Below are 19,571 nucleotides of genomic sequence, written 5' to 3' on the forward strand. Positions count from 1 at the left end.
ATTCGAACCGCGACGCCCGAAACGTCCACTGCGCACTCGCCGCAGTGAGATCAAGGAGACGAACATGATCAAAGCCCTCTACACGGCATCGGCGACATCGACGGGAAACGGACGCAACGGGAGGGTTCGTTCCGACAACGGTCGGCTCGACTTCTCGGTGGCGATGCCGGTCGAGATGGGCGGCAGCGGCAACGGCACCAACCCGGAGGAGCTGTTCGCCGCGGGATACTCCGCGTGCTTCCACAGCGCACTGTTGATGATCGCGCGTGAGGGCGGTGTGTCCCTGGCCAACGCTGCGGTCACCACCGAAGTGGGGCTCGGCTCAGGGGAGAACGGCGGCTTCGGTCTCGCCGTGACGTTGCGAGTCTCGCTGCCGGAACTGGAGATGGACATCGCCGATCAGCTCATTGCACGGGCCCACKAGGTCTGCCCCTACTCTAATGCGACACGGGGAAACATCAATGTGCAGCTGGAGACCGTGGCGACCGTCGCCACGGAACGTGAGTCAGTCGGATCCTTCTGAATGTCGACTACTACGTCCAATCGACTCCCACCCCTTCGCGGCGCCACTGAGAAGCTGTCCCGACTGCGAAAGACCATCGCGCGTCGCATGACGGAGTCGCTCCAGACCACCGCGCAGCTGACGACGGTCGTCGAGATCGACGTCACCGCACTCGCCTCCTTGCGCGAGGCGCACAAGACCGAGTTCCTCGAGCGGGAAGGGGCGAAGCTGTCGTTCCTTCCATTCTTCGCCAAGGCCGCTGTCGAAGGCCTCCAGGTGTTCCCGCGCGTGAACTCGACGCTCGACCTAGACGCCGGAACCGTGACCTATCCGGACAGCGAACATCTCGGCATCGCGGTGGACACGGATCAGGGCCTCTTCGTCCCGGTCCTGAGGAACGCCGGCCAGCTGAGCATCGCCGAACTCGCGCGCGGCATCGATGATCTCGCCACGCGGGTTCGCGAGGGCAGGGTCGCTCCCGACGAGCTGTCCGGGGGCACGTTCACGCTGACCAACACCGGCAGTCGCGGGGCGCTGTTCGATACCCCGATCCTCAACCGCCCCCAGTCCGCGATTCTCGGCACCGGGATCGTCGCTCGCCGGCCGGCGGCCGTGCGGGACGCGGTCGGTGCCGAGGCGATCGCGGTGCGATCACTCGTCTACTTCGCTCTCACCTACGATCACCGCATCGTGGACGGTGCCGACGCCGCGCGTTACCTCGGCTGGGTCAAGGATCGTCTCGAACGAGCCGACTTCGCCGACGAGTTCCACTGACCCCCACGACCTCCGACGCTCTCTTGGTCGCAGAGGCGCTGATGAAAAGGTGAGGACCTGGGGAATACGCCTCCCAGGTCCTCTCCTGCGCGTCGATCGGTGCCGTTTCCTCCAGGGACTCGGCCCTGCCACAGGACGTACCGCTGCCCGTCGAGATGACATCGACGACGTCATCTCACGCGGTCGCTACGTGGTCGTCACGCCGCCTTCTCGATAAGATCGATCTGAGTGCCGACGGAGTAGGTCTCGCCGGGAACGGCCTCACCATGGCGCAGGGTGCCCGACGCAGCGGCCTCGATCTCGAGCGCCACCTTCTCGGTTTCCACCGAATAGATCTGCTCGCCCTCGGCGACCGCCTCCCCGTCCGCGACGAGCCACGCGATGAAGGTCACTTCTTCTATGGCCATAGAGACCTTCGGGATGCTGACCGAGACGTGTTCAGATATTTGCTGCTTTCAGCGTCGAGCGGACTGTCGAGACGATGTCTTCGACGCGCAGCGTGACGACCGACTCGGAGGCGCGTGCAGGGATGGGGGTGCACCTCGCACCGACACGCTGGACGGGCTCGAGGAGCTCGCCGAACATCTTCTCGTTGATCTGGGCGGCGATCTCCGCCCCAGGACCGGCGAAGGCCGTCGCGTGGTGGACGATGACGGCGCGCCCGGGTTGCCGCCTCGATGAACAGGACAGGGTGGGGTCGAAGATCGACGAGAGCAACAGTCCCTTCGCATCTGCCGGAGTGCTGGGGTAGACGACCTTGAGGCCCGGTACGTGCATGAACCACGCCTCGAGCGACTGCGAGTGCGTCCCTCCCGAACGGGTGCCGGCGAAGATGGCCGTGCGCACGGTGATCGGCGAGGTTGTGCGGCCACCTGACAGGTACCGGACCTTGGCGGCGTGGTTCACGATCTGGTCCATCGCGATGCCGATGAAGTCCATGATCATGATCTCTGTGACCGGAGGGTAACCCTCGATGCTGCCGCCGATCGCAGCACCGATGATCGCCGCCTCAGAGATCGGGGTGTTCATCACCCGGTCGTGACCGTGGGTCGTGGGGAGCCCCTGGGTGACACCGTTGACGTCGCCGGCCGGATCAGCGAGGTCTTCGCCGAGCAGGAAGACCCGGTCGTCGGTGCGAAGTGCCTCATCGAGAGCGGAGTTGAGCGTCGCGCAAGCTCATGGTTGTTTCAGACATGGGTGATCACCAATCCATCGGCGTAAACGTTGTCTTCGATCTCTGCCGCGGCGGGCACTGGGGCGGCGACCGTTTCGGCGACCGCCACCTCGATCTCGGCTGCTGCCGTGACGCGGATGGCAAACTCCAAGAAGGCGTTGGAGCAGTAGCGCTCTGCCGGAACGTGCAGCGGGCTGGTCATCGCAAACGGCACCTTCGAGATCACATCGTCTCCATTGGGGCCGATCGGGATGGCCTGCTCGATGAGATCCGCGCTTGTGTGGGGGTCAACGATCGTCATTGCCGCTCAATCTCTCCTCCGACGTTGGAGGCTGGAATACCAAGATTTGCTCTCAACCGACTCAGGTTCGGAGTTCTGCACAATCCCAGTGCGCCCACTGGGACCGAATAGTTGCTCCGGCCAGGGTTGCGATATTAGTTGAGGGCGTGGCTACCGCAGTTGTCAGATTCGTCGTCGATCCCGACGCGGCGCTCAGTGCTGAGTGCTTCGCCACCGCAGTCCGAGCCCTCGAGGTTGAGGGATTCACAGTGCTGGCATCGGCTCCTGAGCACCTTCCCTAGCCGCGGCGCGAAGTCGAGAAAATCGTGGACGACGACGGCGGTCTCGATACGGGGACCCCCTCGGACGCCTGCACTCGCACGTTCGGCGTGGAACCAGAGCTTGGCGTCATCACCTATGTCAGTCGGGGTACCGACGACGACGCGCGCGGCGTGCTTCAACGCTTCGGAATCGGGGGACACGTTCACCGCGAATTCCTGGATGGCAACGATGAGGTCGTCACGGTCACGATTGCGCAGTCCGATGTCCGGCGCGTACCGGAAAGCAGACTGCATACTGCGCTCGAGGCGACTCTGAACTGCGACGTGCGGATCGTCCTGGCCGGCTGACGGGACGCTGACGTCCGCAACCTGCAGACGGAACATCGGCACTCCCTTCAAAATCGTGTGTCTTTCAGTTCGCTGCTCGATCCGGAGCAGAAATTCGGTGAGTCCCTTGTCGCGGGCCCCGCGCGCATGTACCGTTGGAGCAATTGTTTGGTTCGGTCGTACGGAAGCGGCCTCCGGCATACAAAGGAGTAACGGATGACCGGGACGGAATCGTTGAAGATCGACTCCAGCGTGCACGCATTCTTCGAGTCCGATCGCGACCTGCGCACGTACCTGCGGGCGCCGTTCGCAAGCCGAGGGTTCCCTGACGCGGATGTGTCCTGGTTCTCGCCGGAGGGGCCGAAGTACGCGCGGGGCACGGAGAACGCCGACGGATCGCATCCGGGTTCGGATCCGGACAAGGTCGGGGCGCACATCTTCGGCGAGGGCGGCCTCGACTTCGCCGTGGTCCACCCCATGACGGCGGCGGCCATCCTCCCGGACTGGCACCTGGGCACCGCGATACTTTCTGGCACCAACCAGATGCTCGCGGAGCGGTGGCTGGAGCAGGGCACCTTTGCCGACAGATTCCGAGGGACGATCCGGGTGCATCCGACCGACATCGACGGTGCCGTTGCCGAGATAGGCCGGTGGAAGAACCACCCGAAGATGGTGCAGATCGGGTTGCCGACTCAGACGCAGGTGCCTTACGGGCGTCCGCAGTTCCGCCCGTTGTGGCGTGCGGCCGTCGACGCGGGCTTGCCGGTCGCGATTCACCTCGAGAAGGGCGTCGGGGTCACCCACCCGCCGACACCGTCCGGCACTACGCGGACGTATTCGCATCACGCGGCGTACGAGGGGATGACCTACATCTGGCACCTTATGAACATGATCGCCGAGGGCGTGTTCGCCGAGTTCTCGGATCTCAAGGTGATCTTCGGGGATGGCGCAGCGGACATCCTGACTCCGTTCATTTGGCGCATGGACACTTTCGGTCGTCCGCACCTGGAGCAGACCCCGTGGGCGCCGCTCATTCCGAGCGACTACCTCGCGGGGCATGTCTATTTCGTGAACGGCGTGCTCGACGGGCCTCCCATCGATGCGGACTTCGCGTCTGAGTGGCTCCGCATGACGGGGAAGGAAGACATGCTGCTTTTCGGTTCGAGCTACCCCGAGTGGCAGCTCAGCACTCCGGCAGATCTACCTGCCGGCTGGTCCGACGAACAGCGGGCGAAGGTTCTCGGCGCCAATGCCGCGCGGCTCTTCGGCCTGTCTACGCCCGCGTTGGTCTGACGCCATTCAATCGAGAGGAACGACCGATGACTATGCAGATCGAGACGGATCACGTCGCCTCGGAGGTGATGACCCCGGTGCGCGTGGTGGACTGCGACGTGCACCCCACGTCCCGAGTGGGAGAACTTGAAGAGTACTTTCCAGAGCCCTTTCGAAAGATATTCGCCGCTCGCGCTGTGGGCTCAGGCAACCCCGTCTACTACGATGCTCCGGACTACGCCAATGCGATGGCGATGCGCACCGACAGCTTCCCCGACGACGGGAACTTCGCAGGCTCGGACCCGGACCTGACGTTCCGCCAGCTGATCATGGAAGCAGGGTCCGACATTGCCATTCTCGGCCCGCTCGCCGGACCAGCGGCGCAGACACCGGAAGAGGCTCATGCGGTCGCCTTCGCTATCAACCGGTGGCAGGAGACCCACTGGCTCGACAGTCGGAACAACTGGCACAAGCGCTTCCGCGGTTCCATCGTGGCGGCCATGTCCRCTCCTGAGGCTGCCGCGCGCGAGATAGAGACGTGGGCGGGACACGAGTACTACAGCCAGGTGCTGATCGACGCGGAGGGGCGGCCCTCGTGGGGAGATCCTCAGTACGACCCGATCTGGGAAGCGGCGAGCCGGCACGATATCCCGGTCGCGTGCCACCTCGGCCGAGGCAAACACAATGAGCTGCCGATGTCACCGGTCGGTTTCATGACCTATAACCACGACCTCATGGTCACCTACTCGATGCTCGCTGCGAACCAGGTGATGAGCCTGATCTTCGACGGCGTCTTCGACCGTTTCCCGAAACTCCAGATCATTCTGATCGAGCACGCATTCAGCTGGATACTGCCGCTGATGTGGCGCATGGACAGGATCTACGAACTTCGCGGGAACGAAATGGGCCTGCAGCGCAAGCCCTCGGAGTACGTCAAGGACCACATCTGGTTCACGACTCAGCCGTTGGACTATCCCGAGGACAAGCTCGAACTGACTAACGCGCTCGAATGGATGGAAGCGGACAGGCTCCTTTTGTTCTCCTCCGACTACCCGCATTGGACCTTCGACGACCCGCAGTGGGTGGCCAAGCACATGCCGGAAAAGATGCGGGACAAGATCATGTTCGGCAACGGCATCAACCTGTTCCACCTGCCCTCCGAGGTTCCCGCACTTCCCGGTCAGAGGCTCGTGCGATGACCCTTGGGGAGATCAGGAAGACCGGCCCGTCTGCACAGCCCCGGCTGGCTCGCGGTCGCGATCACGTGGTCGCCCAGGTGGGCGAGATCACGCCGGGGGACTCGAAGATCGTGCCCATCGGCCGCCACGGGGTCGGTGTGTACAACGTGGACGGCAAGTTCTACGCGATCGCCAACTACTGCCCCCACGAGGGCGGCCCACTCTGTCTCGGGCGCACGCACGGACAGACGGTGACCGACGAGGACAGCGCCGGCGGTGCCACCGAAGTCCGCCAGGGCGAGTTCATCTACTGCCCCTGGCATCAATGGGGCTTCGAACTCGCCACCGGAACCACCGCGGTCAAGCCCGAGTGGAGCATCCGAACGTATCCGGTGCGTGTCGACGGCGACGACGTCATCGTCACGGCCTGAAGCCGACAGAAGAGACAAGGAACCAGCACATGGCAGAGATCGAGATCAACGGCGGGCGCGTGGTGTACGAACTCGTCGGGCCCGAAGACGGCGAAGTGGTCACGCTCACCCCCGGCGGCCGCTTCAGCAAAGACTATGGCGGAGTGCACGAGCTCGCGAACGCTCTCGCCGCCGGAGGCAAGCGCGTGCTGCTGTGGGATCGGCCGAACTGCGGTGCATCCGACATCCAGATCTACGGCAAGACCGAATCCCACATGCGCGCCGAGATCCTCGGCGAGCTGGTCAGGGCGCTCGGCATTCCGTCCCTGGCAGTGCTCGGCGGATCCGGTGGAGCACGCGACTCGATCTTGTTCACGATCATGAATCCCGACCTCGCCACTCGTCTCTGCATCTGGTCGATCGTGGGCGGCACGTTCAGCACCATGAGTCTCGCGGGCGTCTACGTGCTCAAGGAACTCCGGGCCGTGTGGTCTGGTGGGATCGACGCGGTCGCGCAGCTCCCAGAATGGAGCCGGCTGATCGCAACCAACCCGCGCAATCGGGAACGACTCGACGCGATCGGTGGCGAGGAATTCGAGCGGGTGATGTCCCGCTGGTTCGACGCGTACGTTCCGAAGCCGAACGAGGTGATCCCCGGCGTGCCGGACTGGCAGTTCGCGGATGTCAGGGTTCCGACCCTGATCATCCGGGGCGGCGAGAAGGACCGGGACCACCCCAAGCGGACGTCCTTCGAGGTGCATGCCCTCATCAAGGGTTCGACGCTCATCGACCCGCCGTGGCCTGAGGACGCGTGGGAGCGTGCCGTCGAGGCGATGATGGCTGGGACGGGGAGCGTGTTCGACCCCTGGGTGCAGGCCGCCCCGGCGATTCTCGCCTTCCTGGACGAGACGGCACCGGAACGCGAGTTGATCGGAGCATCTTCAGCACACGGTGGGCAGCGTGCCTGAGGTCGAGATCAACGGCGGACTCGTCGCCTACGATCTCGTCGGGCCTGTTGACGGCGATGCCGTCGTCCTCACCCCCGGCGGCAGGTTCAGCAAGGATTTCCCGGGCGTGAGACCGCTCGCGGATGTGCTCGCTGCCGGCGGCAAACGCGTACTCCTCTGGGATCGGCCGAACACGGGGCGCTCCGATATCCAACTCTTCGGAAAGACCGAATCGCACATGCGGGCAGCGACCCTGGGCGGACTGGTCCGCGAGCTCGACCTGGGTCCCATCGCGGTCCTGGGCGGGTCGGGGGGAGCGCGAGACTCCATCGTGTTCACGCTCATGCATCCGGAACTCGTGAGCAAGCTTGCGATCTGGTCGATCGTCGGCGGAACGTCCAGTTCCATGAGCCTCGCGTGGGTCTACGTGCTGAACGAACTGCGCACCGTGCGGGAAGGAGGCATCGAGGGCATCCTCGAGATGCCCGGCCTCGCGGGCAGCTGGTCCGAGCTCGTCACAGCGAATCCCCGCAATCGCCAACGCCTCGAGGAGATCGGATCCGAGGAGTTCGAACGGGTGATGTCACGCTGGCTCGACGCCTACGTTCCCAAGCCCAACGAGGCGATCCCCGGCGTACCCGACTGGGAATTCGATCAGATCACCGTTCCCACGCTGATCATCCGAGGCGGAGAGAACGACTTCGATCACCCCAAGCGGACATCGTTCGCCGTGCACTGCCTGATCAGGGGCTCACGTCTCGTCGAGCCGCCTTGGCCCGAAGACGCATGGGAACKCGCGCAAAAGGCGCGGAATGCAGGCAACGGCAGCATCTTCGACCCCTGGATCAAGGCAGCGCCGACCCTACTCGATTTCATCGACGAGCCCGTGAACGCACTCGCGGCTCGACAAGGGCTGTGATCGACGGCCCTGGAAGGGAGCAATTCACCACCAGGGGGAACTAAGAATTGTTCCGGCGAGATCGACCCAATCAATCGACATTTGCCCACCCAGCGCACCACTCCACCGACCTCACAGTCCCTCACACGAATCAGCCCGCGGCGGACGTCCACGCCGACCAATCAGAGAAGAGGAGACACAGGAATGAGTCTCATAGCTGATCCCCTTGCGCGCTTGCGAATCGGAGCCCTGGGTACCCTGCCACGTCTCCTACGGGCTCAGCCCGGTCGCGAAACGCTGGAGGATTACCTTGCCCAAGGAGGTTACGAACCCCTCCAGGACCCGGAGGCCCTGCTCGAGGCCATCCGCGAAGCGGGACTCCGTGGTCACGGAGGTGCCGCGTTCCCCACCGCCCGAAAGATCGACTCCGTGCGAAACGGCAGCGGCACTCCGGTAGTCGTGGGAAACGGTGAGGAAGGTGAGCCATCGTCGGCGAAGGACCGATGGCTGCTGCGCAACCGTCCCCACCTAGTGCTGGACGGGCTTCGGCTCGCCGGTGCTCTGGTCGGTGCAAGAGCGCTGCACCTCTATCTTTCGGATGACGCTTCCCACGACAGCGTGATCTATGCGCTGGATGAGCTCGAGGGGACCGGGATCTTCGAGAGTGGGGTGCACGTGACGAAGGTCTCCGCCGCCTACGTCGCGGGTGAGGAGTCCGCGGTCGTGCAGGTGCTCAACGGTGGGCCCGCTCTCCCGAACGAGAAGCCTCCGCGGCCCTTCGAGCAGGGCGTCGGGGGTGCGCCCACACTGATCAACAACGTCGAGACCCTCGCGAACTTCCCGATCATCCACCGCGTCGGTGCGGCGCAGTTCCGGAGTCTCGGCACCGACACTTCTCCGGGGACGTTCCTTCTGACGATCACCGGCATCGACGCGACTGGGGTTTACGAGGCGCCCTACGGGGTCACACTCCGTCGGGTGCTCGAGGAGCTCGGAGAGGATACTGCCGCGATCACCGGGTTCCTGATGGGCGGGTACTTCGCCGGTGTACTCGGCCGTCAGGCGCTGGACATTCCCCTGGACTACGACTCGGTGTCCGCTGCGGGCAGCGGCCTCGGGTGCGGCGCAATCGGGGTGATCACGGAGCGCAGCTGCCCAGTCGCTGTCTCGGCCGGTGTCATGGCCTACTTCGCACGCGAGAACGCAGGCCAGTGCGGGTCATGCTTCAACGGCACGGCCGCGATGAGTGCGGTGCTCGATGCCCTGCATCGTCACCAAGCCGAGTCGTCCGATATCGATCGGCTGCAGCACTGGGCCGGATTCCTGCGCGGTCGCGGGGCCTGCGGCACCCTCGACGGGGCGACCAACGTTGCGGCCAAGCTCCTGCGCGAGTTCCCCCACCAAGTGGCGGACCACCTCAGCGGACGATGCGATATCTGCATCGCGGGAGCCGAGGTCTCGGACCCGCCGTTCGCGATCTCACGGATTGGAGACTGATATGAAGATCAAGCTCGACCGCACGAAGTGCGACGGCTTCGGAACCTGCGCTCTGTACGCGCCGGATGTGTTCTCGCTCGATGAGTGGGGGTACGCATCACTCGAAACGCGTGGCGAGATTCTCCCGGAGCGGGAGGGCGACGTTCGACGCGCCGTGCTGGACTGCCCCGTGCACGCCATCATCGAGCTCCAGGTTCAGAGCGAGACGGTGCGTTCCTTCTCCGTGCCAAAAGAGGCTCAACAACATCAGCGCACCATCGAGAAGGAGACCATCCGTGAGCACAGCTGAAGTCGACCTCGTCCCCGCAGACCCGGAGACGGGAGTCGCAGTGATCTCCCACTGGATCGACGGGGCGGCGCGCGCGTCGACGTCCGGGCGGACGGCTCCTGTCTTCAATCCCGCGACCGGTGCGGTGCGGGCGAAGGTCGCTCTGGCGGACCAGTTCGAGATCGATGACGCGATCGCGTCCGCCCAGCGCGGGTACGCGGTGTGGAGCGGGTTCTCGATCGCGAGGCGTCAGACCGTGCTGTTCGCGTTCCGGGAGCTGCTGAATGCCCGCAAGGGCGAACTGGCGCAGATCATCACGGCCGAGCACGGCAAGGTCGTCTCGGACGCGATGGGTGAGATCCTGCGCGGACAGGAAGTGGTGGAGCTCGCGACCGGGTTCCCGCACCTGATCAAGGGTGCGTATTCGGGGAACGCCTCGACCGGTGTGGATGTGTATTCGTTGAAGCAGCCGCTCGGTGTGGTGGGCATCATTTCGCCGTTCAACTTCCCGGCGATGGTGCCGATGTGGTTCTTTCCCGTCGCGATCGCGGCGGGCAACGCCGTCATCCTCAAGCCCAGCGAGAAGGACCCGTCCGCTGCTCTATGGATGGCGCAGCTGTGGAAGGAGGCCGGGCTTCCGGCCGGCGTGTTCACGGTGCTGCAGGGCGACAAGCTGGCGGTCGATGGGCTGCTGACGAGCCCCGTGGTGCAGTCGATCTCGTTCGTGGGGTCGACCCCGATCGCGCAGTACATCTACGAGACCGCGTCCAAGCACGGCAAGCGGGTGCAGGCGCTGGGCGGCGCGAAGAACCACATGCTCGTGCTGCCGGACGCCGACCTGGACCTCGTCGCCGACCAGGCTGTCAACGCCGGCTTCGGCGCGGCGGGGGAGCGGTGCATGGCGATCTCGGTCGTACTGGCCGTCGAGCCGATCGCGGACGAGATCATCGAGAAGATCACCGAGCGCATCGCGAGGCTGCGCATCGGCAACGGTGCCGGGGTCGACGGTGTCGAGCCCGACATGGGTCCTCTGATCACCGAGGTGCACCGGGACAAGGTGTCCAGCTACGTGGACATCGCCGAGCAGGATGGCGCCAAGATCGTCGTCGACGGCCGCGGCTACACCGTCGACGGGCTCGAGGACGGATTCTTCTTCGGTCCGACCCTCATCGACGACATCCCCACGACCTCCCGCGCGTACACCGAGGAGATCTTCGGACCGGTGCTCTCCATCGTGCGGGTCGAGTCATACGACGAAGGCCTTGATCTCATCAACTCCGGCGAGTTCGGCAACGGCACCGCGATCTTCACCAATGACGGGGGAGCCGCCCGCCGATTCCAGAATGAGGTGCAGGTCGGCATGATCGGCATCAACGTCCCGATTCCCGTCCCGGTCGCGTACCATTCATTCGGCGGCTGGAAGAAGTCGCTATTCGGCGACGCGAAAGCCTACGGCGTGCACGGCTTCGACTTCTTCACCCGCGAGAAGGCCGTCACCAGCCGCTGGCTCGACCCCGCCACGCATGGCGGCATCAACCTCGGATTCCCCCAGAACAACTGAGATCCTCCCCAACGCGGGCCGGATGGTTGCTTTCGGGGGGAGTCAGCCATAGATCAGAGAGCAGGTCTTGTCTTCGATCGGGCGCCGGGGGTCCGGTGATTGTCTGTGCGTACTCATGCTGCGGGAGTTCTATCCCGCCCGCTCGCCGCGCTCGGGGAGGACCTCGCCGGCCGGGACGCTCTGGCGGTGCTCGCCGTGGCAGCCACCCCCGCGGCCGACCGCGCGTTGACCCAGGCCCGGAGGATCAGCGTGCTGCGCCGGGCGCGACCGCAACGCAACCTCTACCGCCCAGCCGTCTCTGCGTTCGATGCTCGCGAATGCGTACATGCCAGCACCGGTTCCGATGACATATCAGCGTGGAATCATGTATCTGCGGGCTACTTCGCTGTGCGTGGAACCGCGATGGCGAGGGCGACGCTCACCGTCGCACCCACGGCCCCGAGAAGCAACGTGAGGCGGAATGCCTCAGGCATCGGGTCACCGGTGGCCGACGTCGTGGCCGAATGCGCGAGGATGCCGGCCACGACCGCCGAAGCGACCGACGTGCCGAGGGCGCGCACGAGCGTATTGAGCCCGTTCGCCGCCGCGGTCTCGGTATCCGGCACCGCCCGCACGATCAGCGCAGGCATGGCGGCCTACCCGAGCCCAATGCCGATGCCCACGACTGTCATCACGACGGCGACCCCCCAGGCAGAGACAGGGACAAGCAAAGCTATGAGATAGGCGACTGTGAGGATGACGCTGGTGATAACGAGGGGCTTAGCCTCGATCCACCGACGCGCCTGGGATAGGCGGCGGGGTCTTCATCGGGTTGGGTTGACGTCGGCGGTGCAGGCGTGAGCTCCGGGCGTCGCATCCCGGTCGTCCACTGAGGTCTTGGTTGTGCCGCGGTGCGGCGGTGGTCAGGTGGTCGCGGCCGGTGGTGGCGCGTGCGTCGCGGTGAACAGTCGCGCGAACGCGTGCTCCCAGGGCCAGGCGTTCGGGAGGTGCAGCGTGATGCGGCGCGCGGAGCGTGCCAGGCGGGCCGGGATGGTGATGAGGGTGCGGCGGATCGTCGCGGTTGTCGCTCTCGCCAATCGCCCGCCGTGGTCGGCGAGGATCCCGGCGGCGCGGGTGAGGTTGAACGCGATCACGGCGAGGACGAGCCAGGCGCTGTTGGCGGCGAACACCCCGGACGGGAGGTGCGCGAGCGGCCCGTTCTTGAGGTCGGAGTGGACTTGCTCGATGATCGCGTGACTGCGGTGGGTCTTGTCCGCCTCGACGGTGTCCATCACGTTCTTGTCGATGGTGGTGAAGAACGCGTGGTGCCGCCAGGTGTCAAACAGCGTGGGCGCGTCGAGGTTGCGCGGGTTCAGGTCAGGGATGCGCCGGACGACCACCCTGCCGGGGATGCGCTCTGCCGTCTTCCGTGAGCGGAACGCGGTGAAGGGGATCTCGGCGACCTCGGCTTTGGAGATCCAGCCCCCGGTGACTTCGTCACGGATCGCGTTCGGGTACTCGATCATTGTCCAGGCGTCATCGCTGATGGTCGCGATGGCTGCTTTCACCGCGGGGTCCATCCGGACGGTGACGGATACATCGGCGCCGGCCTTGAGCGCGGTGCCGATGGTTGCGTACCCGTAAAACGCGGAATCGGCACGAAGCAAAGGCCTGGCCGCGGCCACGACGCTGGTGCGGCGCAGGGTCGCGAGGGCATCGCCGACGATTCTGGCGGCGCCCTTCGGCGACCCGGTCTTGCCCTGCCGCAGCCGCTGGGCGAGGATCGCCGGCGCCGACGATGACGTTGACGCGGTCGCGAGGAGTGCGTTCAGGCCGCGAACACCGGAGTACCCGAACCCGGCGCCCTGCTTCTGATACCCGTGGACCTCGATGATGGTGTCGTCCAGATCGACCATCACCCGCTCACCGCCCCGCGCCTGCAGCAGTACCGTCTGCCCGGCGAGGCTGACCAGGACACGGGACGCGACGGCGTCGAGTTGGCGGACGTGTCCGAACCGGAACTCGCGGAGGAACGATCCCAGCGTCGACGGGGCATACGTCCGGTCGAACAGGCGCCCCATGCCGCCGTGACGGAGCAGGTTCATGTCGTCGATCGAGTCCGCCCCGGCGAGCATCCTCGCGACCAGCGCAGAGACCTTCGCGCCGGCATTGGAGCCCTTGTCTGTCGGGACGCTCAACCCGTCCTGAGCCCGCTCCGCCAGCCCGGCCCGCTGCGCGAGTCGCAGCGTCGGAACCAGGCCCGCGACCGGACACGACATTCGGATCATCGAACACCGCAGACACCGCGGCAGGGGCGTGCTTGAATTGCATCTACGAGATGCCTCTCCGACCAGGCGAACAGAACTCTAAGCAAGCTCTATTCTTCCTGGTCAGAGGGGCATTTCTCTGTCACGACGCCCGACCATCACACCCGCTCATCGGTGGATCGAGGCTTAGGGCCGAATCGGTCGATGAGCCGTCCGCCGATCGGCGACATCACGAGCATGGCCAACCCCGATGGCATGAGGATCAGTCCACCGATCAGCAGCGGCAGGGCGAATCCCCCTGTCGCCGCCGGAAGGCCGAGGAGCTGCGGGAAGGCGATGCTCGGGACGAACATCGAGAAGCCCATCGCCGTCGACGGGATGTTGGTCATCAGGACCGGTCGCCGCACGCTCACGCGCACGTCCACCAGGGGATCGCTCTTTCGCCACTGGTACCAGGCCCACAGGGCGAGGGTCACGGCAGAGATGGCGAAGCACGACAGCGTCCACGGCGACAGCCATCCCCACTCGTTGCCCTTGGCCAGCGCGAGAAGAAGCGCCGTGAGCCAGATGGCGAGACCGACGGCGCCGAGCACGTCCACGCGCCCGCCGTTCCCGGAAGGCTCCGGGGGAGGATCAGGATGCAAAGGGTGAGCACCATGCCCGCCAGGCCGGTCGCGACCCAGAACAGCAGATGCCAGTCGCTGACCGAGGTGATGAGTGCGGCGATCGGGAGTCCGATCACGGCTCCGACGCCCATAGGGGCGCTGACGAAGGCGATCGCCGAGCCGAGGCGTCGTGCCGGGACGGTATCGCGGAGCAGCGCGATGCCCAGGGGAATGACTCCCATGCCCACCCCTGCAGCCCGCGGCCGACGATCAGCGGCACCACGGTGGCCGAGAGTGCACACAGGACGGATCCCATGACCAGCAGCGTGAGCAGGATCAGGATCACCCGGCGCTTGCCAAACATGTCGCCGAGTCAGCCGGAAATCGGGGTGCAGATGCACGACACGACGAGCGTCATCGTGATGACCCATGCGGTCTCGGCGCGCTCTGCGCCAAGCAGCTGAGGCAGTTCCGACTGGATAGGGATCATGTCCGGCTGTTCACGCGGCGCGCGATCCTCTTCGCGGCACTGCTCGGCGGCGTCGGGTACGCGATGTCGGCCACCCTCGGTCAGCTGATCCCGCTTCTCGCCTTGACGTCTCGCGAGGACGGCGTCACGTACGGACTCGGGCTCACCACGGTTCAGTACGCAGGTATAGGGACCCCCCAGGCCCTGATGGCGGCGCTGGCAGGTGTCATCCTCGGAGTCTTGATCGCGCGCGGTCGCTCCCCGCGCATGTTCATGCTGATCGGCATGACGCTGTGGGGAGTCGCCGCGATCCTCCTCGCGACGATGAACGACACGCAGCTGACCCTCACCCTGAGTGCACGAGCCGTCGGTGCGGCCGGTGGCCTGGTCAACGCATCGCTGCCGAACGTCGTCATCCAGGCATCGCCTGCTGGCGATCAGGCGTCGGTAGCAGGCACCGTCCAGCTCGTGCAAACAGGTCTCGGGGCGATCGCTCCGGTCGTGATGTTCGCGCTGATGGCTCCGTACATCGGGCCTTCCTCGACCGGCGGCATCGTCTACACGAGACCGGGTTCCACAGCTGGCTGTATGGCTCAGCAGCGCTCATCGCAATTCTGCTGGTGCTCGCCGGCACTGTCCTTCGTCCTCGTCCGGGCGACGTGCAGTCCGTGAAACAGCAGGAAGCGGCTGCGGCTGCCACCGCGACTGCGGCTGCCACCGGGGGAGCGGTTGCCGCCATTGGGGCGCCGGCGCCGGAATCAGCACCCAGCCTCGCCCGCGACCGCGATTAAGAAAAAGGCGGTCCCGCCTCCAATACTGGAGGCGGGACCGCTTCGTCGTGCGGCAGCCATGCTGCAGTCGTCACACATGCTGGGACTTCCGTTTCGTGTCATCCCACCAGCGAACTCAGACGAGCGGCTTCCGCGTACACCTGCTGCTGCCAGGCGCGAAGGTCTCGCGGCGAAGCGTTCACGCCAACGACCGCGACGAGGCGCCCTCTCGCGCGGTGCGCGACGATGAAGCTGTCTTCGTCCTCCGAGCCCTGCGCGAGCTCGGCCTCGTCGCTCTCGAGCACCGCCCCATGTATTTGCACTCGAGTGTCGTACTGGTGCGACCATGCGTAGGGGACGGAGGAGTAGGGATCTCCGTGGCCCCCGGCGAGCTCGGCGAGGAGCGTCCGAGCCGCGTGCGCGCCCTGCTGGGTGGCATTCGTGCGGTGCTCGACACGCATGGACACGCCGTACGCCGGGTTGAACCATCGGGCGACGTCCCCGGCGGCGACCACCCCCGGAGCGGCGGCGCAGTCCGCTGCGCAGACAACGCCGTCATCAATGGTGAGCCCGCTGTGGGTGAGCCAGGAGGTCGCCGGCCGCGAGCCGGTACAGGCGATCACGACGTCGGCGCGCAGTTCAGTGCCGTCGGCCAAGACGGCGCCGCTGGCATCGACGTGGGCGATGTTCACCCGCGACCGAACGTCGACACCGTTCGCCTCGTGAAGCGCGGCGACGTGGCGTGAGACAGCGGAACCGAGGCGGTCGAGCAGTCGATCGCATCGATCAAGGAGGGTGACATGGCAGCCGAGCTTCGCGGACGCCGCCGCCAGTTCGGTGCCGAGGAATCCGGCGCCGACGATGAGGACGCGCGTTCCGGGAAGAAGCTTTCGACGAAGGAGGACGGCATCATCGCTCGTGCGCAGTGTGAGAAGGTCGGCGCCTTCGGGACACGTGGGGGTTACTCCGCTGGCGATGACCAGGCCGTCGAAGGATAGGGCTTCACCATCGTCGAGGGTGACGATGCGTCGCGTGGAGTCGGCGGCGACTGCATGGCGCCCCAGGACGAAGCGCGCGTTCAGCGTGGCGAGATCACCATCGTTGCGAAGGCGCAGCCGCTCGGCATCCCACGACCCGTCCAACGCCTGCTTGGACAGCGGGGGTCGGTCGTACGGCGCGTGACGTTCGCCGCCGACAATCGTCACCGCTCCGCCGAACCCCGAACGGCGCAGCTCTTCGGCGGCGGCGAGGCCCGCGGCCGCGGCGCCGACGATGACGATGCCCGTCATTCGGATATCAGACGGAGTGCCGCGGCCGGGCACAGCGCAACTGCCTGCCGGACGCCATGGAGGGCGCCTTCCGCCGGTGTGCTCTCCAGAAGGATGGCGATCCCGTCGTCGTCACGTTGATCAAAGACATCGGGCGCCACCATCACGCATAGACCTGATGCCACGCACTTCGGCTCATCGAGTTCGATTCGCATCGTCATGATTCAGGCTCAGGCGAGCGCGTCGTAGGACGCGATCACCGGGGGGTTTCCTGCCAGGTCGAGCATCGGGCTCGCATCATCGAGGTCGGCGGCCCGCATGTCGGCGAGGATCTCCGCGGCAGGACGGGAAATGTGGTACGCGGCGAGGTATCGGACCGGTTGGCCGGGTTCCTGCTGTCGAAAGCGCTCAACGGATTCGACTCCCGGGACGCGCGCCTGGATCTCGGGAAGGTGCGTGTGGTTGTACCAGGTGTTGAAGTCGAGCTCGGAGACACCGTCTCGGGGTGTCGTGGTGACCAGCATCACGCCGGCATATGGCTTCGCATCCATAAGTCGTCCTTCGCGTCGTCAGGAAGTGCCGTCAGTCTATCGCGAACCAATGGTTTGCTCCACACTCGGATCTCTGTACCATTCGAGAATGCCTACCGCTGTCGTCAGGATCCACTTCGTATCCCCGGTCTCACCGACCGCCTTCTCGCGCGGAGTCGCGACTTTGCGTGCCCGAGGAATTCCGCTGGTCGAGTACACAGCGGTGGTCGGCGATGACCCTCTGACGGAGGTCTCGCTCCTGCGGGAGGACGGCGAGCGCTGGACCGACGGCGAGGCGGTCCAGCTGTGCATCGAGGCCTTCGGAGTGGCCGCGCGGCCGGGCGTCGTCACCTACGTCAGCCGCGGAACCGATGCCGACGCCGAATCGGTCCTCGCGCGGTTCGATCTCGACGGGCGTGTCCGACGCGAGACCGGTGAAGAAGGGGAGGTCGTGGTCGTCACGGTCGCCGCCGAAGACATGCGCCGAGTGCCCGAGAGCCGACTTCACACGGCGCTCGAAGCAGCGCTCAACACGGAGGTGCGGGTCGAGGTGACCACCGAGGTCACCGCGTCCCGATGAAGCCTCGGAGAAGCGAGTTGCGCAAGAACCTGTGTGCGCGCTCAGGGCTCGTGCGCGCGTAGTCCTGGTACGGCACCCAGCTGATGAGTCGGATCTGCGGTCCGACCGCGGCGGGAGCACCGACGGTGCGCAGTGAGCCCTTGCGCGCGCCTCGCGCGAGGGTGTCCTCGAGGAGGCGCCCGCGCGCGTGAGTGCTCGACCAGTAGGACTTCAATGCAGGCGTGTCGGGCGAGGTCCATGGGTTCGCGAGCTTGACGATGTCGGTCTCGAGTCTGAAGCGTCGCTTCGCTACCAGAATGACATAGGTGAAGGCGTCAAGCGAGGCGACCTCGGAGGTGCCCACCGTCAGCACGGCGCGGACGGCGGCGTCCATGTGAGCGTCGAAGGTGCTGAGGATCTCGCTCAGCAGATCCTCTTTCGAGCTGACGCGTCGGTATAGCGTGCCCATGCGGACCTGTGCTGCCTCCGCGATGTCGCGCACGGTGGTCGAATCGAAACCGCGGCGGGCGAACTCGGCGCGAGCTACCGCGATGATGTGTTCCCGGGAGTTCGGCTCTGCGGCCGTGTCGGAGGAGCCCCATGCGGCGATCGCATCGCGCGCGGCTGACATGGCTTCGGACCTGTCCAGCTCGTCGTCTGCAGGTACGTCGAGAGCGATGCCGTCCAGGAGCAACCGAAGATGGAGGGCGTCGGTGGAGCGCGGAATCGACGAGTCCATCGTGTTGACGGACGTCTGCATCGTGAGGCTTTCCAATGTGAAGCGCAGAAGGCCGACGTCCTGCGTCTCGGGGGCAGGGTTGGGGACGAGGTCGTCGACGAGGCGCTTCCACAGTCGCGACAGCCCTGGCGTCTTGAACTCCTGCGCCTCACGGAAACGATCAGTGGCAGTCGTCGGCGCCGCGAAGGCGGTCAGACGAAGGGCTGCGCGGTTGTGCACCGACAGTTCCGCTACGGCGTCGGCCATACTCGTGAGGCGGGAGCGAGCGTCGCTTGGGGCATCGGGGTTCAGCCGCGCCGCGAGTGATGCGGCGAGTTCGCCCGCCTCCCGCTCGAACTCGGCCACGATCTCGAGGGCGACGTCCTCTTTCGATGCGAAGTGGTGGTAGAGGCTCCCCGGGAGCACGCCGACGGCGTTTGCGATATCGGCCATCGTGGTCGATGAGTAGCCGCGCAACTCGAACAGCTTCGCAGCTGCGTGTCGGATCTCGTCCGTGCGGCTGCTGGATCGGGCAGTCACGGCGACGGTCTGGGGGGCGTCCATCTGCACATTATCCATGTCGTGACGCCCGGAGTCGCGCGACGCGGTTCATCGAGAGTCACGTTCACCATGCTTGCCCTTCGATTCGGAGCAACTATTAGATTCGGAGCATGAATGGTCGGCACTGAAAGGAATGCTGCAATGGCCCAGATCGAAGTGAACGGTGGCGTGGTCGAGTAGGAGTTGCTGGGCCCGAGCGTGACGATGTCGTCACGGTGACCCGGGCGGGAGGTTCAGCAAGGATTATCCGGGGGTGCGTCTGTTCGCACAGGCGCTCGCAGATGCCGGCAAGCGGGTCCTGATCTGGGACCGACCCAACACCGGACGCTCCGACATTCAGCTCTACGGCGAGACGGAGTCGCACATGCGCGCCGACACGCTCGCCGCGGTGGTGGAGGAGCTCGGCATTGGCACGGTGTCGGCGCTGGGTGGCTCGGGAGGAGCGCGTGACTCTATCGTCTTCGCGATCCGTCACC

25 protein-coding genes and 3 pseudogenes are annotated in these 19,571 nt (G+C 65.6%); 14 read left to right on the forward strand and 14 right to left on the reverse strand.

The window, feature by feature from the left end; translation table 11 throughout:
- Positions 1 to 67: 67 nt before the first annotated feature.
- Positions 68 to 523: an organic hydroperoxide resistance protein gene (locus tag ACXJ3V_RS12855; RefSeq protein ID WP_457100728.1), complete on the forward strand. Its 456-nt coding sequence runs from the start codon at positions 68 to 70 to the stop codon at positions 521 to 523.
- Positions 524 to 1,276 carry a 2-oxo acid dehydrogenase subunit E2 gene (locus ACXJ3V_RS12860; RefSeq protein WP_457100705.1) on the forward strand — a complete coding sequence of 251 codons (753 nt, stop codon included), beginning with the start codon at positions 524 to 526 and terminating at the stop codon, positions 1,274 to 1,276.
- Positions 1,277 to 1,473: 197 nt separating this feature from the next.
- On the opposite strand, the gene ACXJ3V_RS12865 is transcribed toward ACXJ3V_RS12860, so the two are convergent.
- From ACXJ3V_RS12865 to ACXJ3V_RS12885, 5 genes and pseudogenes are all read right to left on the reverse strand, one after another.
- Complete coding sequence (locus ACXJ3V_RS12865; protein WP_457100729.1) at positions 1,474 to 1,722, reverse strand: lipoyl domain-containing protein; 249 nt, start codon at positions 1,720 to 1,722, stop codon at positions 1,474 to 1,476.
- Positions 1,715 to 1,993: a transketolase C-terminal domain-containing protein gene (locus ACXJ3V_RS12870; RefSeq protein WP_457100730.1), complete on the reverse strand. Its 279-nt coding sequence runs from the start codon at positions 1,991 to 1,993 to the stop codon at positions 1,715 to 1,717. The genes ACXJ3V_RS12865 and ACXJ3V_RS12870 overlap by 8 nt, the downstream gene beginning before the upstream one ends.
- Positions 1,982 to 2,428: pseudogene (locus tag ACXJ3V_RS12875) on the reverse strand (alpha-ketoacid dehydrogenase subunit beta); the annotation flags it as partial. The pseudogene ACXJ3V_RS12875 and the gene ACXJ3V_RS12870, both read right to left, overlap by 12 nt.
- Positions 2,429 to 2,463: 35 nt before the next feature.
- Positions 2,464 to 2,751, reverse strand: a complete 288-nt coding sequence (locus ACXJ3V_RS12880) for a hypothetical protein (RefSeq protein WP_457100706.1) — start codon at positions 2,749 to 2,751, stop codon at positions 2,464 to 2,466.
- A gap of 134 nt (positions 2,752 to 2,885) precedes the next feature.
- Positions 2,886 to 3,395, reverse strand: coding sequence for a hypothetical protein (locus ACXJ3V_RS12885; RefSeq protein ID WP_457100707.1), 510 nt, complete (start codon positions 3,393 to 3,395; stop codon positions 2,886 to 2,888).
- A 159-nt stretch (positions 3,396 to 3,554) separates the two neighbouring features.
- On the opposite strand from ACXJ3V_RS12885, the gene ACXJ3V_RS12890 reads away from it, so the two are divergent.
- From ACXJ3V_RS12890 to ACXJ3V_RS12925, 8 genes are all read left to right on the forward strand, one after another.
- Positions 3,555 to 4,631, forward strand: coding sequence for an amidohydrolase family protein (locus ACXJ3V_RS12890; protein ID WP_457100708.1), 1,077 nt, complete (start codon positions 3,555 to 3,557; stop codon positions 4,629 to 4,631).
- A 26-nt stretch (positions 4,632 to 4,657) separates the two neighbouring features.
- Positions 4,658 to 5,809: an amidohydrolase family protein gene (locus tag ACXJ3V_RS12895; protein ID WP_457100709.1), complete on the forward strand. Its 1,152-nt coding sequence runs from the start codon at positions 4,658 to 4,660 to the stop codon at positions 5,807 to 5,809.
- Entirely contained in the window at positions 5,806 to 6,219 is a 414-nt protein-coding gene (locus ACXJ3V_RS12900; protein ID WP_457100710.1) for a Rieske (2Fe-2S) protein, read from the forward strand. Before ACXJ3V_RS12895 ends, ACXJ3V_RS12900 begins: the two co-directional genes overlap by 4 nt.
- 29 nt (positions 6,220 to 6,248) lie before the next feature.
- A complete protein-coding gene (locus ACXJ3V_RS12905; RefSeq protein WP_457100711.1) occupies positions 6,249 to 7,166 on the forward strand; it encodes an alpha/beta fold hydrolase in 918 nt (305 codons plus the stop codon).
- Positions 7,159 to 8,064 (forward strand): alpha/beta fold hydrolase, encoded by a 906-nt coding sequence (locus ACXJ3V_RS12910; protein ID WP_457100712.1) that lies wholly within the window; start codon positions 7,159 to 7,161, stop codon positions 8,062 to 8,064. The genes ACXJ3V_RS12905 and ACXJ3V_RS12910 overlap by 8 nt, the downstream gene beginning before the upstream one ends.
- Positions 8,065 to 8,247: 183 nt before the next feature.
- Complete coding sequence (locus ACXJ3V_RS12915) at positions 8,248 to 9,540, forward strand: NADH-ubiquinone oxidoreductase-F iron-sulfur binding region domain-containing protein (protein ID WP_457100713.1); 1,293 nt, start codon at positions 8,248 to 8,250, stop codon at positions 9,538 to 9,540.
- A gap of 1 nt (position 9,541) precedes the next feature.
- A complete protein-coding gene (locus tag ACXJ3V_RS12920) occupies positions 9,542 to 9,829 on the forward strand; it encodes a ferredoxin (RefSeq protein ID WP_457100714.1) in 288 nt (95 codons plus the stop codon).
- A complete protein-coding gene (locus ACXJ3V_RS12925) occupies positions 9,816 to 11,369 on the forward strand; it encodes a CoA-acylating methylmalonate-semialdehyde dehydrogenase (protein WP_457100715.1) in 1,554 nt (517 codons plus the stop codon). Before ACXJ3V_RS12920 ends, ACXJ3V_RS12925 begins: the two co-directional genes overlap by 14 nt.
- 377 nt (positions 11,370 to 11,746) lie before the next feature.
- On the opposite strand, the gene ACXJ3V_RS12930 is transcribed toward ACXJ3V_RS12925, so the two are convergent.
- The 5 genes and pseudogenes from ACXJ3V_RS12930 to ACXJ3V_RS12950 form a co-directional block, all read right to left on the reverse strand.
- Positions 11,747 to 11,998, reverse strand: a complete 252-nt coding sequence (locus tag ACXJ3V_RS12930; protein ID WP_457100716.1) for a hypothetical protein — start codon at positions 11,996 to 11,998, stop codon at positions 11,747 to 11,749.
- Positions 11,999 to 12,271: 273 nt separating this feature from the next.
- Positions 12,272 to 13,679, reverse strand: a pseudogene (locus ACXJ3V_RS12935) (IS1380 family transposase).
- Positions 13,680 to 13,773: 94 nt separating this feature from the next.
- Entirely contained in the window at positions 13,774 to 14,214 is a 441-nt protein-coding gene (locus ACXJ3V_RS12940; RefSeq protein WP_457100732.1) for a hypothetical protein, read from the reverse strand.
- Positions 14,215 to 14,285: 71 nt separating this feature from the next.
- Positions 14,286 to 14,414: pseudogene (locus tag ACXJ3V_RS12945) on the reverse strand (hypothetical protein); the annotation flags it as partial.
- Positions 14,354 to 14,584 carry a hypothetical protein gene (locus ACXJ3V_RS12950; protein ID WP_457100717.1) on the reverse strand — a complete coding sequence of 77 codons (231 nt, stop codon included), beginning with the start codon at positions 14,582 to 14,584 and terminating at the stop codon, positions 14,354 to 14,356. The pseudogene ACXJ3V_RS12945 and the gene ACXJ3V_RS12950, both read right to left, overlap by 61 nt.
- On the opposite strand from ACXJ3V_RS12950, the gene ACXJ3V_RS12955 reads away from it, so the two are divergent.
- On the forward strand, positions 14,535 to 14,684 hold the full coding sequence (locus tag ACXJ3V_RS12955; protein ID WP_457100733.1) for a hypothetical protein: 150 nt from the start codon (positions 14,535 to 14,537) through the stop codon (positions 14,682 to 14,684). The two genes, ACXJ3V_RS12950 and ACXJ3V_RS12955, sit on opposite strands and share 50 nt — an antisense overlap.
- Before the next feature lie 65 nt (positions 14,685 to 14,749).
- Complete coding sequence (locus ACXJ3V_RS12960) at positions 14,750 to 15,361, forward strand: hypothetical protein (protein ID WP_457100731.1); 612 nt, start codon at positions 14,750 to 14,752, stop codon at positions 15,359 to 15,361.
- Positions 15,362 to 15,578: 217 nt separating this feature from the next.
- On the opposite strand, the gene ACXJ3V_RS12965 is transcribed toward ACXJ3V_RS12960, so the two are convergent.
- The 3 genes from ACXJ3V_RS12965 to ACXJ3V_RS12975 are packed head-to-tail and all read right to left on the reverse strand — an operon-like array spanning position 15,579 to position 17,278.
- On the reverse strand, positions 15,579 to 16,748 hold the full coding sequence (locus ACXJ3V_RS12965) for an NAD(P)/FAD-dependent oxidoreductase (RefSeq protein WP_457100718.1): 1,170 nt from the start codon (positions 16,746 to 16,748) through the stop codon (positions 15,579 to 15,581).
- Positions 16,745 to 16,948, reverse strand: a complete 204-nt coding sequence (locus tag ACXJ3V_RS12970) for a ferredoxin (RefSeq protein ID WP_457100719.1) — start codon at positions 16,946 to 16,948, stop codon at positions 16,745 to 16,747. The genes ACXJ3V_RS12965 and ACXJ3V_RS12970 overlap by 4 nt, the downstream gene beginning before the upstream one ends.
- 9 nt (positions 16,949 to 16,957) lie before the next feature.
- Positions 16,958 to 17,278, reverse strand: coding sequence for a hypothetical protein (locus ACXJ3V_RS12975; protein ID WP_457100720.1), 321 nt, complete (start codon positions 17,276 to 17,278; stop codon positions 16,958 to 16,960).
- Between the two features lie 88 nt (positions 17,279 to 17,366).
- Here ACXJ3V_RS12975 and ACXJ3V_RS12980 point away from each other — a divergent pair, with 88 nt between their 5' ends.
- Positions 17,367 to 17,837 carry a hypothetical protein gene (locus tag ACXJ3V_RS12980; RefSeq protein WP_457100721.1) on the forward strand — a complete coding sequence of 157 codons (471 nt, stop codon included), beginning with the start codon at positions 17,367 to 17,369 and terminating at the stop codon, positions 17,835 to 17,837.
- Here the strand turns inward: ACXJ3V_RS12980 and ACXJ3V_RS12985 are convergent.
- A complete protein-coding gene (locus ACXJ3V_RS12985) occupies positions 17,821 to 19,098 on the reverse strand; it encodes a TetR/AcrR family transcriptional regulator (protein ID WP_457100722.1) in 1,278 nt (425 codons plus the stop codon). The genes ACXJ3V_RS12980 and ACXJ3V_RS12985 overlap by 17 nt on opposite strands.
- A 250-nt stretch (positions 19,099 to 19,348) precedes the next feature.
- Between ACXJ3V_RS12985 and ACXJ3V_RS12990 the strand changes: the two genes are divergently transcribed.
- The coding region (locus ACXJ3V_RS12990) for an alpha/beta fold hydrolase (protein WP_457100723.1) at positions 19,349 to 19,571 on the forward strand (223 nt) is incomplete at its 3' end.

The sequence above is a fragment of the Microbacterium sp. P5_E9 genome (genome assembly GCF_054049175.1).